The organism is Sivoneniella epilithica UHCC 1019 (genome assembly GCF_040830845.1).
GTDB lineage: Bacteria > Cyanobacteriota > Cyanobacteriia > Leptolyngbyales > Leptolyngbyaceae > ULC077BIN1.
Genome location: NZ_JBFPDP010000005.1, coordinates 48,319 through 62,741, shown reverse-complemented (window position 1 = coordinate 62,741; position 14,423 = coordinate 48,319). Strand labels below are relative to the sequence as shown.

15 protein-coding genes are annotated in these 14,423 nt (G+C 45.8%); 7 read left to right on the top strand and 8 right to left on the bottom strand.

The window, feature by feature from the left end; all coding sequences use genetic code 11:
* Positions 1-3: 3 nt before the first annotated feature.
* Both AB3R30_RS04860 and sigC read left to right on the top strand, forming a co-directional pair.
* Positions 4-966: an NAD(P)H-dependent glycerol-3-phosphate dehydrogenase gene (locus tag AB3R30_RS04860; protein WP_458648016.1), complete on the top strand. Its 963-nt coding sequence runs from the start codon at positions 4-6 to the stop codon at positions 964-966.
* A gap of 524 nt (positions 967-1,490) precedes the next feature.
* On the top strand, positions 1,491-2,741 hold the full coding sequence (gene sigC / locus AB3R30_RS04855; RefSeq protein ID WP_458648015.1) for an RNA polymerase sigma factor SigC: 1,251 nt from the start codon (positions 1,491-1,493) through the stop codon (positions 2,739-2,741).
* Between the two features lie 76 nt (positions 2,742-2,817).
* Here the strand turns inward: sigC and AB3R30_RS04850 are convergent, their stop codons facing one another.
* On the bottom strand, positions 2,818-3,921 hold the full coding sequence (locus tag AB3R30_RS04850) for a hypothetical protein (RefSeq protein WP_458648014.1): 1,104 nt from the start codon (positions 3,919-3,921) through the stop codon (positions 2,818-2,820).
* Positions 3,922-4,314: 393 nt separating this feature from the next.
* Between AB3R30_RS04850 and AB3R30_RS04845 the strand changes: the two genes are divergently transcribed.
* Both AB3R30_RS04845 and AB3R30_RS04840 read left to right on the top strand, forming a co-directional pair.
* Complete coding sequence (locus tag AB3R30_RS04845) at positions 4,315-4,524, top strand: hypothetical protein (protein ID WP_458648013.1); 210 nt, start codon at positions 4,315-4,317, stop codon at positions 4,522-4,524.
* On the top strand, positions 4,514-5,305 hold the full coding sequence (locus tag AB3R30_RS04840) for a fatty acid desaturase (RefSeq protein WP_458648012.1): 792 nt from the start codon (positions 4,514-4,516) through the stop codon (positions 5,303-5,305). Before AB3R30_RS04845 ends, AB3R30_RS04840 begins: the two co-directional genes overlap by 11 nt.
* 151 nt (positions 5,306-5,456) lie before the next feature.
* On the opposite strand, the gene AB3R30_RS04835 is transcribed toward AB3R30_RS04840, so the two are convergent.
* From AB3R30_RS04835 to AB3R30_RS04820, 4 genes are all read right to left on the bottom strand, one after another.
* Positions 5,457-6,632 (bottom strand): zinc-dependent alcohol dehydrogenase, encoded by a 1,176-nt coding sequence (locus AB3R30_RS04835; protein ID WP_458648011.1) that lies wholly within the window; start codon positions 6,630-6,632, stop codon positions 5,457-5,459.
* Between the two features lie 130 nt (positions 6,633-6,762).
* Entirely contained in the window at positions 6,763-7,242 is a 480-nt protein-coding gene (locus AB3R30_RS04830; RefSeq protein ID WP_458648010.1) for an SRPBCC family protein, read from the bottom strand.
* Between the two features lie 21 nt (positions 7,243-7,263).
* A complete protein-coding gene (locus tag AB3R30_RS04825; RefSeq protein ID WP_458648009.1) occupies positions 7,264-8,112 on the bottom strand; it encodes an MBL fold metallo-hydrolase in 849 nt (282 codons plus the stop codon).
* A 158-nt stretch (positions 8,113-8,270) separates the two neighbouring features.
* Positions 8,271-8,651 (bottom strand): hypothetical protein, encoded by a 381-nt coding sequence (locus tag AB3R30_RS04820; protein ID WP_458648008.1) that lies wholly within the window; start codon positions 8,649-8,651, stop codon positions 8,271-8,273.
* 585 nt (positions 8,652-9,236) lie between these two features.
* On the opposite strand from AB3R30_RS04820, the gene AB3R30_RS04815 reads away from it, so the two are divergent.
* Positions 9,237-9,758: a DUF2231 domain-containing protein gene (locus tag AB3R30_RS04815; RefSeq protein WP_458648007.1), complete on the top strand. Its 522-nt coding sequence runs from the start codon at positions 9,237-9,239 to the stop codon at positions 9,756-9,758.
* A gap of 67 nt (positions 9,759-9,825) precedes the next feature.
* The gene (locus AB3R30_RS04810; protein WP_458648006.1) at positions 9,826-9,963 is read left to right on the top strand and encodes a hypothetical protein; all 138 of its coding nucleotides are present in this window, start codon (positions 9,826-9,828) and stop codon (positions 9,961-9,963) included.
* A 61-nt stretch (positions 9,964-10,024) separates the two neighbouring features.
* Here AB3R30_RS04810 and AB3R30_RS04805 read toward each other — a convergent pair whose 3' ends face one another.
* Positions 10,025-10,168 (bottom strand): hypothetical protein, encoded by a 144-nt coding sequence (locus AB3R30_RS04805; protein ID WP_458648005.1) that lies wholly within the window; start codon positions 10,166-10,168, stop codon positions 10,025-10,027.
* 214 nt (positions 10,169-10,382) lie between these two features.
* Between AB3R30_RS04805 and AB3R30_RS04800 the strand changes: the two genes are divergently transcribed.
* Positions 10,383-11,222, top strand: coding sequence for a DUF2259 domain-containing protein (locus AB3R30_RS04800; protein WP_458648004.1), 840 nt, complete (start codon positions 10,383-10,385; stop codon positions 11,220-11,222).
* A 37-nt stretch (positions 11,223-11,259) separates the two neighbouring features.
* On the opposite strand, the gene AB3R30_RS04795 is transcribed toward AB3R30_RS04800, so the two are convergent.
* Complete coding sequence (locus AB3R30_RS04795; RefSeq protein WP_458648003.1) at positions 11,260-12,816, bottom strand: glycoside hydrolase family 1 protein; 1,557 nt, start codon at positions 12,814-12,816, stop codon at positions 11,260-11,262.
* Entirely contained in the window at positions 12,806-14,053 is a 1,248-nt protein-coding gene (locus AB3R30_RS04790; RefSeq protein WP_458648002.1) for an MGDG synthase family glycosyltransferase, read from the bottom strand. Before AB3R30_RS04790 ends, AB3R30_RS04795 begins: the two co-directional genes overlap by 11 nt.
* Between the last annotated feature and the right edge of the window lie 370 nt (positions 14,054-14,423).

The window sequence follows — 14,423 nt, the reverse complement described above, 5'->3', positions numbered from 1 at the left end:
GTGATGAATGACCCAATGCTTCCCCAGAAATCCTTGACGATCGCCATTCTCGGTGCTGGAGCGTGGGGTGCAACTCTGGCAATGTTAGCTTCACAGCAAGGGCATTGTGTGCGGCTGTGGTCACGCCAAGGGCATCAATCCTTGCAAGCCGTTTTGGCAGATGCGGAGGTGGTGGTTTCGGCGGTGTCGATGAAAGGAGTGCGGCAGGTGGCAGAGCAGGTGCGATCGCTGCCAATCGCGCCAAACACTATTCTTGTTTCTGCCACTAAAGGGCTTGACCCCGATTCAGGCAGCGAAACAGAGTTGCCTTGTTTACCCTCTCAAATTTGGCAGGCAGCCTTGCCCGATCATCCCGTCGTGGTTCTATCGGGACCCAATCTCTCGGCAGAAATTCAAAAAGGCTTACCCGCTGCTACGGTCGTTGCCAGCGCGAATGAAACGGCGGCAGAACAGGTACAGCAAGCATTGTCTTCGACCAGCTTTCGGGTTTACACCAATGCCGATGTGCTGGGTGTGGAATTGGGTGGTATTTTGAAAAATGTGATCGCGATCGCGGTGGGTGCGTGCGACGGTTTGCAACTGGGCACCAACGCCAAATCCGCCCTTGTCACTCGTGGGCTGGCAGAAATTATCCGCATCGGCACCGATTGGGGCGCTCAACCCGAAACCTTTTATGGTCTATCTGGACTAGGCGACTTACTCGCTACCTGCAACAGCATCCTCAGCCGCAACTATCAAGTTGGATATGGCTTAGCTCAAGGAAAATCCTTGTCTGCTGTATTGGAATCGTTGCAAGGCACCGCTGAAGGCATCAACACAACCCAAGTGCTTATGCGTCTTGCCAGTCAGCAACAGATCGCTTTACCTATTTCCCATCAGGTTGATCAACTGCTCCAAGGAGAGATTACACCCCAAGCTGCTCTGGAAGCGTTAATGCGGCGCGATCGCAAATCTGAAAATTGCTAAAAAACCGTGAGAGGCAAGAGGTAGTTTGAAACTCAAAACTCAAAACTCAAAACTCATTTCTTCCCACTCAGCCTTCGTACTTTGTGCCTGGATGCAAGCCCTATTCTCAATCCTTTACGGTTTCCTAATCAAACAAACTAGGATTCAAAGCCTTGGTAAAGATGCCGGATTATGCTTCCAAAGTCAGGAAAGAAGCAAGAGGGTGATGTAGGTTAGCGTATGCCTTGATTCAAGTCACGACCTTTTGCAGGATAGCTTCCTATACTAACTGAAACGTGAAACCAATGGTAAAAGTCAGTTTTTCCTGACCCGAACCCATTTCTACTTTGTTAGGTATTGGATGCATCAATTTACGAGTGGTTATGAGACTGAAGCGATCGCATAATTCTGACCGTTTATGTTGATAGCTTCAAAAAGGGATCATTACGGAACCCTAAGCCGTGTTCATCAGTCCCCCCTGAAGGGAACACTACTTTTACTTCTGACTGAAGCTAATTCTTATCTGGAGCAACCGAGACGAGACTATGCCAGCAACAACTTTCTACGCTGAAGCAGACTATGACGAACAACAAGTCTATTCACAACGTTTTCAGCCGAGTAGCCCTAACGCTGAAGATCATCCTGTTGAAGCCCTGATGGATTTAGACATCGATGCTGTTGACTCTGACAGTTTTTATCGAGCCACCTCTCGCCGCACAACAGATCTTGTTCGTTTATATCTCCAAGAGATTGGTCGTGTTCGCTTACTAGGACGAGACGAGGAAGTCTCAGAAGCTCAGCGAGTCCAGCGCTACATGGCGTTACTAGAGTTGCGCGCAGAAGCAGTAAACAAAGAAACGGGAGCGATTCAGCACTATGTCAAATTGGTGGAAACCCACGATCGTCTTGCCTCTCAGCTAGGACACCGCCCGTCCTTAGAACGCTGGGCAACTGAAGGCGGCGTAGATATTACCGAACTAAAGCCAACTTTGGCAGCCGGAAAACGTCATTGGGCAGCGATCGCCAACCTACCAGTCGATGAGCTAGAGCGCATCCAGGCTGAAGGGAGCCGCGCCAAAGAGCATATGATCAAGGCAAACCTTCGCCTAGTCGTCTCCGTTGCCAAAAAGTATCAAAATCGTGGCTTAGAACTCCTAGACTTGATTCAAGAAGGCACTTTGGGTTTAGAGCGCGCCGTAGAAAAATTTGACCCCACCAAAGGATATCGCTTTAGCACTTACGCCTACTGGTGGATTCGTCAAGGGATTACCCGCGCGATCGCCACCCAAAGCCGCACCATTCGCCTACCCGTCCACATCACCGAAAAGCTAAATAAAATCAAAAAGGCGCAGCGCAAAATTTCCCAAGAGAAAGGACGCACTGCCAGCATTGAAGATATTGCCCTTGAACTAGACATGACTGCGGCTCAAGTGCGGGAAGTATTGCTGCGAGTGCCCCGCTCCATTTCTTTAGAAACTAAGGTAGGTAAAGAAAAAGATACGGAACTGGGCGATTTGCTAGAAACAGACGAAATCACACCAGAAGATACCTTAATGCGAGAGGCACTTCGTCGTGATCTTCAGCAACTATTAGCAGACTTGACTACTCGCGAACGAGATGTGATTCAAATGCGGTTTGGCTTAGGCGACGGACAGCCCTACTCCTTGGCTGAAATTGGTCGAGCGCTGGAGTTGTCTCGTGAGCGAGTTCGCCAGATCGAAGCAAAGGCGCTGCAAAAATTGCGTCAACCCAAACGCCGTAACCGCGTCCGCGACTATCTCGAAGCTTTGGGCTAAATTTTCTCTTTCCTAACTGTAAGAACAACGCCAGGGATAGTTCGCTATCCCTTTTTTATTTGGAACACTCTAAGTTCTAGAGATTGCTTTCTATCAACAACGCTGGCTGTAAACTCACAGACTGGGTGGTTTCCGTAAAGCTAACTTGGGCAGTCTGCATACTTGAGGCGATCGCTTGCTCAAACGACACCTTCCATTCCGGTGAGATTTCCATCCAAATCGACTGGATCACTTTTGCGCTCAATAACGCTATTCCCACTTCTGGGCACAGTAAAATAACAGGCACAATCACGGCAGCGGTAAATGATCTCAGCCCAACTTGCGTTACTGCTTGCTGCATCGTCATCTCAAACTGCAATACTTTAACCAAAGCAGGTAGGGCTTCCTTACTAACCGTAAAGCCTAGCGAGGCAAACGCACTACTTCCGGTTAGTTTTTGAATCACTTTAATTGCAACTCCTCGAACAAAGCCCTCTTGCATACTTGCAATGGCAATTTTTAGAATTTTATCGACTTCTGCTTGAGCAAGGTCTTGCTCACCTCGGCAATAGGCTCCAGCAATTTTAATCGACTGTAATAACAATTCAATTTCAGTGCTTATAACGGCAACTTCTACCCCAGCCCCAACCACTTCTAAGCTTGTTGCTGTTGCCTGAATTAAAGTTGCTGCTGAGTATGGGTTATTCGCTGTCCAAACTGCAAAGCTTTTAGGGATTGTCAAACCCTGTATACCCTCCACCTCAATTACAGTAGTTGTGTTTTCGATACCTGCATTTTCAACATTCGTGAGAATTGCATCTTGGTAATTTCCAGAGTTAGCGTGGCGCTCAACATAGTCAGCACTGCCGACTTTCGCTTGAATTTCGACAATAATTTGACCAATTTTCTCAACGTAAATATCTGGACTAAATTTAGTTGAGCCATCAGGAGGCACTTGATAAGCCCGTGCTTCAGACCCTTGCATTGCAGCTTTGATGTTGAACCCGATCGCCTGTAAATGTTCAAAGGCGAAACCAAACGACTGTGGATTTTTGCTAACGTCTTTTGCCTGGGTGATTAAACCTGCTCCACTGGTCAGCATGGTTTGAGTCCCATCACAAGCCGCCTGAGCAGCCATGGATAGATTGTTTGTCACTGTTGGAACCAAAGCATTCAAAACCCAATCATTGAGGTGTGCCATAAATTACATTTAAATGTAGTTGACTGCTTGTATTTTTTCCAAAGTAGTCTATACCTAGAAGATTGTCAGTCGTAAAATCCACACCCTACAAGTCAATACACGTCAGGCAATTGCGTCTTATACGTAGCAAATAGAAAACCAACAGCCCCCAACATTAATAAAATTCAGTGGGTCGGTCTACTCGCATCATGATCTGGCTATTTAAATATTTCCGGGGAATTCTAAGATGACAATTTCCGGGGAATTTTGAGATGACCCAAAATCAGAAAACTCTTCAAAAGGTATAGCCAACAAATTACTTTTTCCCTAAAAAGATACAAGCGATCGCAAAGAGCTTTTGTTACTGTTAAGAACAGTTAAGCCAATTGAAACAAATCAATTTGTGGAGTGTTTATGACTACAACTCTAGTTCAGTCGCCTATTTTTCGTCAGGCTCAAAAAGTGATGTTTATTGGTGGAGAAGGCATCGTGCAAAGCTGCAAACACGAAGCCGGACGTTGGACTTACTTAGTCAAAATGCCACTAGGAGTTGACCCAAACTTCGGCAGAATTGGCGCAGAAACAATGGTGCTCCTCCAAGAATCAGATCTTTATGCAACATAAACCAAGAATAAACTTGTGGGTAGGACCTCTAGTTGCTTCAGCGATCATTCTTCTATGGATTAGCAGTTTTACCTTTACTTTATCTACTACTCTTACTCTCTCTCAATGGAGAGCAGTCTGGGCTTTGCCTGCTATTTTAGGACGTACATTTATTCAGACTGGACTGTTTATTGTGGTTCACGACGCAATTCATGGCAGCGTATTTCCTAAAAGTCGCAGATTGAATGATTGGGTTGGATCTCTAGCAATCACGCTATATGGTTTTCTGCCCTACAAGAAGCTCTATTCTAACCATTGGAAACATCATCGATCGCCCGGTCAACCCGGTGATCCTGATTTTCATGATGGCGTACATCAAGGCTTTTTTGCCTGGTATTTGAAGTTTATGACCAAAGAATACATGGATACAGAAATACGGCGAAGACTATTTCTGTGTATGGCTATTGCATTTATTAGCCTACGATTTGGGTTGCATGTTGCAGACCCGAACCTATTCTTATTTTGGCTTCTGCCGCTAATTCTTAGTTCATTGCAGCTATTCTTTTTTGGGACTTATCTACCCCATGGTTCAGTTGATATGAGCAGCCAAAATCGACATCATGCCGTTAGTAGTCACTATCCTTTAATCTGGTCATTCTTTACCTGCTATCACTTTGGTTATCATTGGGAGCATCATGAGTATCCAGATATCGCTTGGTATAACCTGCCGCAAGTTTATCGAGGTAGAAAGTATCAGGAGACTGTCAACTTAGTAAACCGCCAAACTGCTCTCACTCCCTAGGTTTCGCTTCGCACGAATGGAAGAAACGAGGCGAAAAAGAATTACTTGAATGAAGATTTCAACCTCAATAAGAAAATAAGCTTAACTAGAGAAGTTCATCTACCAGTTGAGCTTATTTTCAGTAATAAGAATGGTGCTAAATTAGCTGGCTTTAAGGCTTGAGAACGATCTTGATGCAGTTATCTTTTTTGTGCTTAAAGATCTCATAGCCATGAGGGGCTTGGTCAAGGGAAAGCCGATGAGTGATGACAAATGAGGGGTCGATATCGCCGTTTTGAACATGTTCAAGTAGAGGACGTAGATATCGATGTAGATGAGTTTGTCCTGTTTTCATGGTTAGCCCTTTGTTCATAAAAGCGCCCATGGGTATCTTGTCTACGAAGCCAGTATAAACACCAGGAACGGAGACGGTGCCGCCTTTGCGACAGGCAACGATCGCTTGACGGAGTACATTTGGGCGATCGGTTTGCATCCGCACTGCTTGCGTCACTTTGTCATATAGTCCTTCTAAGCCCATACCGTGAGCTTCCATCCCGACTGCATCCATCACTGAATCAGGACCTCGTCCCCCGGTCATTTCCTTTAAAGCTTCACCGACCTCTACTTCTTCATAGTTCAAGATTTCTGCTTTGCCTTGTTCTTTAGCCATTTGCAAGCGTTCAGGAACGCGATCGATGGCAATAACGCGCCCTGCTCCTAGCATGTAAGCACTGCGAATAGCAAACTGTCCAACAGGACCGCAGCCCCAAATTGCCACCGTATCACCCGGTTGAATATCACAGTTTTCTGCTGCCATATATCCTGTTGGGAAAATATCAGTTAGAAACAAAACTTGCTCATCTGATAAACCCTCTGGGACTTTGAATAATCCTGTATCTGCAAAAGGGACACGGGCATATTCTGCTTGACCGCCTGCATAGCCGCCTGTGAGGTGAGAGTAACCAAACAAACCTGCGGGTGAATAACCCATTATCTTTTCTGCCATCCAAGCATTAGGGTTGGAATTATCACAGAGTGACCAGAGATCACGGTTGCAAAAGAAACAGCTACCGCAAGAAATGGTGAAAGGAACTACGACGCGATCGCCCACTTTAAGATGCTTATTTTGGATGCCACTACCCAGTTCAACAATCTCACCCATAAACTCATGACCCAAGATATCGCCTTTTTGCATTGTGGGGTTGAAACCGTCGTATAGATGAAGATCAGAACCACAGATCGCGGTTGATGTAATTTTTACGATCGCATCTCGTGGATTAATCAATTTAGGGTCAGGGACAGTTTCAACTCGTACATCATTAGCACCATGCCAGCATACTGCTTTCATCGCTTGAAATCTCCTACATTGAAGGTGGTTTATATCCGTTAAATTTGAACGTGAAACAAGGGGCTTAAGCCCCCATATAGACTCGACCTCAAAGAATCGCTTAATCGTGAAAGCTTATTCGTGAAATCTATTAATTGCCGCGTGACTGTCCTTCAGTAGTCGCCATTTCACCGGCTTCCATCAACATTTTGAAGCGACGCAAATCATCGCCTATCTGTTGTTCTGGCGCTTTGCCAAAAAGCTTTGCAATCACAGAACCCAGTTCATCCATAGGCGGATTATATTCAGTAACCACTTTCACCTCAGTTCCACGATTGTCAGGAGCGGGCTGAAACTGAATAAAACCAGAATTATCAACATCTGCACCAGGCGTAGATTTCCAGGCAATTAACTCGTTTTCGCGCTCCTCAATAATATCTGCATCCCATTCGATGGTTTTATCTAAGGGAGCGCTAGCAACCCAATGCGATCGCTTAGAATCCTTCACAGTCACCGATTTAAGATGCTTCATGAAATGTGGCAAGTTCTCAAAGTTATGCCAGAAGCGATAAAGCTCTGCGGCTGGTTTATTAATGGTTAGTGTTTTTTCAACCTTGATGGGTTGGCTCATACTCAATACCTCTAGTGGTAATTATTGAAGAATTAGTGATTGATTAATCGATTCCGTGAACGCTTTGAACTCAATGGCATCATGACTACAAAAAAGTCGAACATCTTTATCGCGATCGCACGATAGCTCATAAAGTCGATCTTGATTCAATAATCGAGTTTTGCGATCAACCTCCATCATCCATTGATAGAACTGTAAACCTGGCGTACAGTGGCGGTTATCCACATTCATTTCATGACGATAAAAATAGGCATCTCCAGCATGAAGTAGCCAACCTTCAGAAGTGTCGATTGCCACACCCGCATGACCTCGTGTATGTCCTGCCAATGGAATTAAAAGAATCTCTGGTGGCAATCCCTCTAAGTCACGAACAGCCTCAAACCCAAACCAGTCCTCTCCTCCAGCTTGATAAAATTTCCAGTGCTTAACCTCATCCCACTGCTCAGATCGATAACGCTGACTGTCGATAAACCCCTGTCGATCTTTGACGGCATCCATTTCAGATTGCATCACATGCACGATCGCGTTTGGAAAATCCTCTAATCCTCCAGCATGATCAAAATCAAGATGGGTTAATACAATATGACGGACATCGTTTGCCGAAAATCCACGCTGCTCAAGCTGCGCGACCGCTGTGTATTTTTGCTCGAACTGGATATTGTTTAAAGCGATAAAGAAAGGACTCAATCGCGATTTCGGCGATCGCCCATCGCGTAAACCAAAGCCAGTATCGACTAACACTAATCCTTGTTCTGTCTCAATTAACAGACAATGACATACAAGATGAGCGATCGCCCCAAGGCTAAATCCGTCGAAAAACGCGCCACCAAATGGGCACATACAGCCGCAGTTAAGGTGATGAATTTTCATACAATCCTCTACAGTTTGGCTTAATTAAGCGATGTAGAGCATACCTCAGTACGCCCTACATACAATTAGAGATCAATGAGCTTTCGATAGATGGGTTTGAGCTTTGCCTAAGATTTCTCAATCAACGTATACACAATGGTTTCAAGCCTATTGTTTGATTACTCATGCTCAAGTCGTGCTGTGCCACCTTTGATGTCATTTGCCGTTTCTTGAGCGCCTTTCACATAACCAGACCCAAACTGTTTGAATGCTTCTCCTGATTCTTTAGCAATTCTGCCTAGCCGTTCACCGGGATTCCCTTTAGTTTCCCTGGCTTCTCGGTTCCATTCACCTGTTGTTTTAGGTCGATCTGCCTGATCGGTTTGTTCGATCCGCTCACGAACTTTTGCTCCTAAAGCATTATTGTGAGGTATAGCATTCGCATTAGTGGTAAGGAGTACAACGCCAACTAAAACCACAGCAAAAACTTGTTGAAGTTGTAGATCTTTAAGTAGAGAACGAATATAAGCGATCGCCTTAGACAATAAAAAAGTTGTCATGATACTACTCCTTAAGGATTCTTGATATTTTTCACGTAGCTCGGTGAACAAAATAGCGATTTTTAGAAGTACTAGTTAGAAGTACTAGTTAGAAGTACTAGTTAGTCACCTAATTAAGCTTCTTAAAATTACCTAAAACTTTTGAACGACTATCCAAACTTATCTGCAAAAAAACAATAGTCCATCTGGCAAAAGTTATAGTTTGCGAAACAAAGGTGAGGCTTACTTTCAAATTTCCTGGCTGCAAATCTCCTTCAAGCTATAACTAAGCACTTGACACATTCCTTCATAAGCTTATTATTTCTAGAATTGTCCTCCTTTAGATAGATTAAGTTTTGGAGTATCTCTGCATTTATTTAGTAAGTATTTGTAAGTGTTTGTCTCTCTTCAGATAGATTTATTTTCAATCTATCTCTGCTGGAGTATGAATGTAAGTCAAAAATAGGATTACCCAGTCTTTTGATTGAGTAATTGAAGAAGGTGAAGTGCAACACAAAGACTACATTAAGCAATTTTGTAGTTGGTGAATTATCACTAATGAGTATCAATTAAGTCTTGTTTTACTATGAATCTTTAGGAGAGATCATGACACAAACCCCTAACATTCCACCCTTTATTGAAAGTGACGAGCGTGAATATCGAGATAGTGGTATTCCTAGCACTGTTGCGATCGCAGGTCACCCGCTTCATCCCTTGATTGTCACTTTTCCGATCGCCTTTCTCACGGGCGCATTTGCTACTGATCTGGCTTACTGGTTTACTCAAGATCCGTTTTGGGCACGCGCCTCTTTGTGGCTCATTGGTGCCGGATTTATTGCAGGCTTAGTCGCAGCGCTCACAGGCATGTTGGATTTCCTGAAAATTGATCGCGTCAAAAAGCATAGTGCTGGCTGGATTCATATGACTGCTAATGTAGCCGCAATGTTTTTGACGCTCGTTAATTGGGTATTGCGCTGGAACAATGTGACAGGGGCTATTTTACCGATTGGATTGATTATCTCGGCAGTTGTGGCAACGCTGCTAGGTATTTCAGGTTGGTTTGGAGCAGAATTGGTTTATCGACATAAAGTTGCAGTGATTGGCTATAGTAGCCGCCATGAGCCGTAATTAGTTCTCTATAAAAGTAAGTTCCAAGTACGTTGTAGTAGTACGGGCATTGGCAGGGTTAGGCAATATGCTATGTGTTGCTCTAGCCCTGCGATGCGATCGCGGTATTTCAACGAAGCACAGGTGGGCTGTCAAAGGCTACCAAGCTCAGCTATTTGTTGACTTGCCACTAGCTGAACGCTGCCATCTTTATATCGAAGCGTAACCCGTATTTGACAAAGGTATCGGTCGTGGTTGGTTGGTTACTTACCACATACCAGCGCTCCTCAGTGGGATACATGGTGGGCGACGGCAACATGCACCAGACAATTGATGCTCGTTTTTTTGAACACAAACCACGCTTTTGCGTCCTCCACGCTCACCGCTGCGATCGCTTTTTGGCGTAGATCTTCACTGTAGGGGGCAGGCATTGGTGTTATCGAATGGTTTTCTTGCCTCTATACGTCCTAGCATAAATGTTTAGGGCTATAGAATCGCTGGGATTCTACTTATTAGCAAGCCCTTAGCTATTAATCCGTTGCCATCAACCCAACAGAGCGCTGAAAGATTTTGAGGCAGGCTTGGAACGAAAAATCAGCCTCAGCCGTCTCAAGATCTCAATACAGTTGCGTGACGTTCAATACTATGCCACCAAAAGATATCAATACTCGGAGTTTACTTTTACCTGTGCTGATGGTAAGCATTGCTTGTGCAATTGGCTCGATCTCTGCGGTGAATGCAGAACTGACTCAAACTAAACCGTTATCCAATGAGCCAGTTAATCAGGTTAAATCTAGTTCAATTCCGACCTCTGCGCCAACGGCTGCGATCGAATCAGTTGATTTTTCTGCCCCTTCTCAACGAACGCTACCCAAAAAGGCAGGTTTTTCAGCCGATGGGCGCTACTACTTATATCTAGAAAGCTGGCGAGATTTGGGAGCGGGCATTCCCAAGTCGGCGCTGCAAGTGGTGGACGTAGCAAAGAATGCGTGTGTTGAGACAGGCTGCACTGAAACCCAGTACGGTGAAGTAGATGCGGGGCTAAGTTTGGATGTAGCGGAGAAGAATGTATTGCAGCAAACCCAAACTCTGCGGCAAAATCTTCAGCTAGAGACTCCTGCGGCTGGCACAAATTTAACGATTACGCAGCGATCGCGCACCCCGGATGGCACCGAGACCGCTACCGTAAACCTGGGAGCAGGCAAACCGACGATGCAAATTCGGTTACAGCAAACCGCTACTGTTTCATCCATGTTTGGGGGCACCGCGCCAAAAGATCAGGCATCGATGCAAATGCAGGTGAACTATGGCGCAAAAACAAGAGCGATCGGGTTGAATATGCCCCAAGATTGGATCGTCGGTTTTTCTATCCGAGAAGTGATACTGTCTCCCAACGGCAAAAACATTGTGGTGCTGCTAACCTCCACTCAACGCATTTTTGAGGGCACATTGGGTAAAACTCTAGTTCAGGGATTTGAGTTGTAAAAACTCAAAACTCAAAACTTCTATCTAAACTTCGCGCTCACTTAGTGGACAGACTGCCTTTCATTTCGCGGATCAGTTGAGCGTAAGTTTCGGAGGGGCAATCGCCTAAATGATCTTCCACAATGCGATCGCTGCCTTGGGTAAAGTCAATAGAAAACAGCCCAAATCGTGGCGTATACGATCCCCACTCGTAGTTATCCGTCAGCGACCAATGCATATAGCCCACCATCGGCACTCCTTCTTTAAGCAACCGCTCAACCTGAAACACATGGGCTTTCAAAAACTCGCTGCGCTGTAGTTGATCCCCGCGCTGAGATGCCACGCTGTTATCCGGTTTACGACGTAACGCCATGCCATTTTCGGCAATCAAAATTGGGTAGTTGCCAATTTCTTGAGCGTAAAACTTACAGAAAAAATGCAAGCCTTCTGGCAAACTGCGCCAATCCCACCATTTGCTCGTGATGCCGCTCATCAGCCAGCCGCGAAAATTTTTCGTCTCAAACTCAAAATCAGAGAACGAGGGCAAACGAAACACATGGGCAATAAAGGGATCGTAGTAATCAATCCCAATGAAATCGAACACTTGGACGCGGGGTGAGGCTTCCAGTTCTTGCAAAAAGCTGCCTAAGTGACGGGCATCAAAACTGCGTCGCCCTAGCCGATTGCTAAACCAGTGAGCGAAGCGCCCTAGTTGATAGGGCAAATCTCGCCGAAACGAAAGATTGGCGGCTTTCAGGGCGGCTTCCATCCGTTGAGCGTTGGCATAGACATAGGTTTGCAGGTCGGCAGGATTGACCGATCGCAGCCGTAAACTCAACAGATCCCAAATCACTTTTTCAGACCAATAGAGATCACTGCAATAGGTGTTGAGCGACACGCGGGGAGTTGCCCAGCCTTCGGCTTCATACAGGTCGTGAATCAGATTGTAGGCACGTACATGAGCCGCCAGCAAATGGTTATAGGCGGGAAACACAGACCCGATCCCCAGCATAGAATCGGTGGGAAACTGCCCACTGAGATAGGTGTTGGAAACGAGAATGTTAGGCTCGTTGAGGGTGATATACCAGTGGATTGGGTCAAGCTGATAATGGTTGATTAGGCGATGATTAATGTGAGCCACAGTGGTTTGGACATACTCGCCAAAGTGATCTATCGTGTCTTCGGCAAGCCATGCATCTAATCCCAACCAGGCAGGATGGGTGAAGTGATGCAGCGTAATTACAGGTTCCAGTCCATGACGACGACAAGCAGCAATGCGATCGGCATATCCATCTAGCGCATTGAGATCAAATGTTGGCGTTGAAGTTGGGGATAGTTCTGTGGAGGGCTGAATTCGTGCCCATTCCAAGCCGAGACGAAAGGCAGTTAGCCCCATCTTTTGGCAAGCTTGAAAATCTTCTTCATAGCGCGTCCAAAATTCTGCTGCCGCACCGGTTTTCATGACGCTGCCGCGCTGCTCACTGAGAAACCAGTTGTTTTTAGGATCACCTTCGCCGTTATATCCCCCTTCAATTTGATAACCGGATGTTGCGACTCCCCAAAGAAAGGATTCTGTTGCTGAAGGGGAAAGGGGACCGTTGGAATTACTCTGCATGGGCGGTACGTGAAACGATCCCTGCGGGAATCGCACTTGTTTCTAATGAGCCTGCTTCTACTGCACTGGTTTCTAATTCGCTGGTTTCTAAAGTCTGCATCACTCGACGAGCGTGAAGATCAGTGAGGATATGTTCTACGATGTTGAGCGCAGCCCGTGGTTGCCCTAGTTCCAGTGCCGACTGATGCATCTCTGCAAGGCGATCGGGGCGCTTCAACAAATATTGCACAGCAGGTGCCACCATTTCTGGTAGTCGTAGCTGCACTCCAGCCCCCGCCGCTGCAATCACATCTGCATTTTGCTCCTCTTGCCCTGGAATAGGATCTACGATTACCATTGGAGTCCCTCGCGCTAAAATTTCGCTGGTAATTAATCCGCCTGCTTTCGTAATCACTAAATCACTGGCTACCAACAAATCATCCACATAATCAATCTCTGCTAACTTACGTAATTGCACCTGAGCGCTATCAGTGACCTCTTCTAAGGCTTCTACCAATTTTTCATTGCGTCCAGCTACCACAATCAGCAGAATCGGTAATGGGCTGGCTAGTAAATCAACCACCATTGACTTGACCCGGCGAGCATTTAAACCGCCCCCAAATAGGGTAACTATGGGCAGGGTATGGGGCAAAGACTGACGCGATCGCGCCTCTTCCTTGGTTTTTGGCTCCATAATCTCCAACTTCACAGGAATCCCCGTTACATGCAGCACTGCCGGATTGACCCCCCGCTGGATCAGCAAATTGGCGCTGAGAATATTGGGTAGAAAATAGCCATGCACGCCGTGATTAATCCAAGTGCTGTGGGCAATTACGTCCGTGACTACGACGTATTGCGGTTTTGCCATGGGAGCATCCTGTTCCAAAATTTGCAGTAATCGACTAGGAATTTGCTGCACACAGACGATCGCGTCCGGATCAAACTCTTTAAGCAGTTGTTCTAAGTCTGCAAAAAAAGGACGTTCCAGTTTTGCCCAAGTCAGGTTGTTGTCCAGAGATTTTTCCAGATCGCTGATATCGCTCCCTTCATAAAACGCTTTATAAAGCTGCGGAGCCTTTTCACTCAGTTGCTTATAGGCTTGCGTGACTGCACTTCGGTAAAGAGAATTGGCATAGCTTAACGCATCTTCACTGCGAACTTCCACCTCGGAAATGCGCTCAAATGCATTACAAAGCGCCTTCGCTGCGTTTAGATGTCCGGCTCCTAATGAAGCATGTAGTATCAAAATTCGCGTCATAAATTCCCTTGCAGCATTAAGTGTGGGAAAAACCGTTGCTAGTGTTACCGCGATTTTTACATGCTCTACTGAGTTTCTCAAGTGAATTGGATCATCCAATAGGCAGATTTGCGATCGCAAGTCACCATAGTTTTTAACGAATGGAAGCCAATAGCTTTGCTTTTAACACACTCTTTCACAAGAAAATTGGGCGTTGCTGAATCTGGAGATGAAATTTGTAGGGGCAATCCCTTGTGGTTGCCCTTCATCTCGGGCAGGGTAAGTCTTGTGCCATAGCTGTCAACTTAGGCATTGCTGAATCTGGAGATGAAATTTGTAGGGGCAATCCCTTGTGGTTGCCCTTCATCTCGGGCAGGGTAAGTCTTGTGCC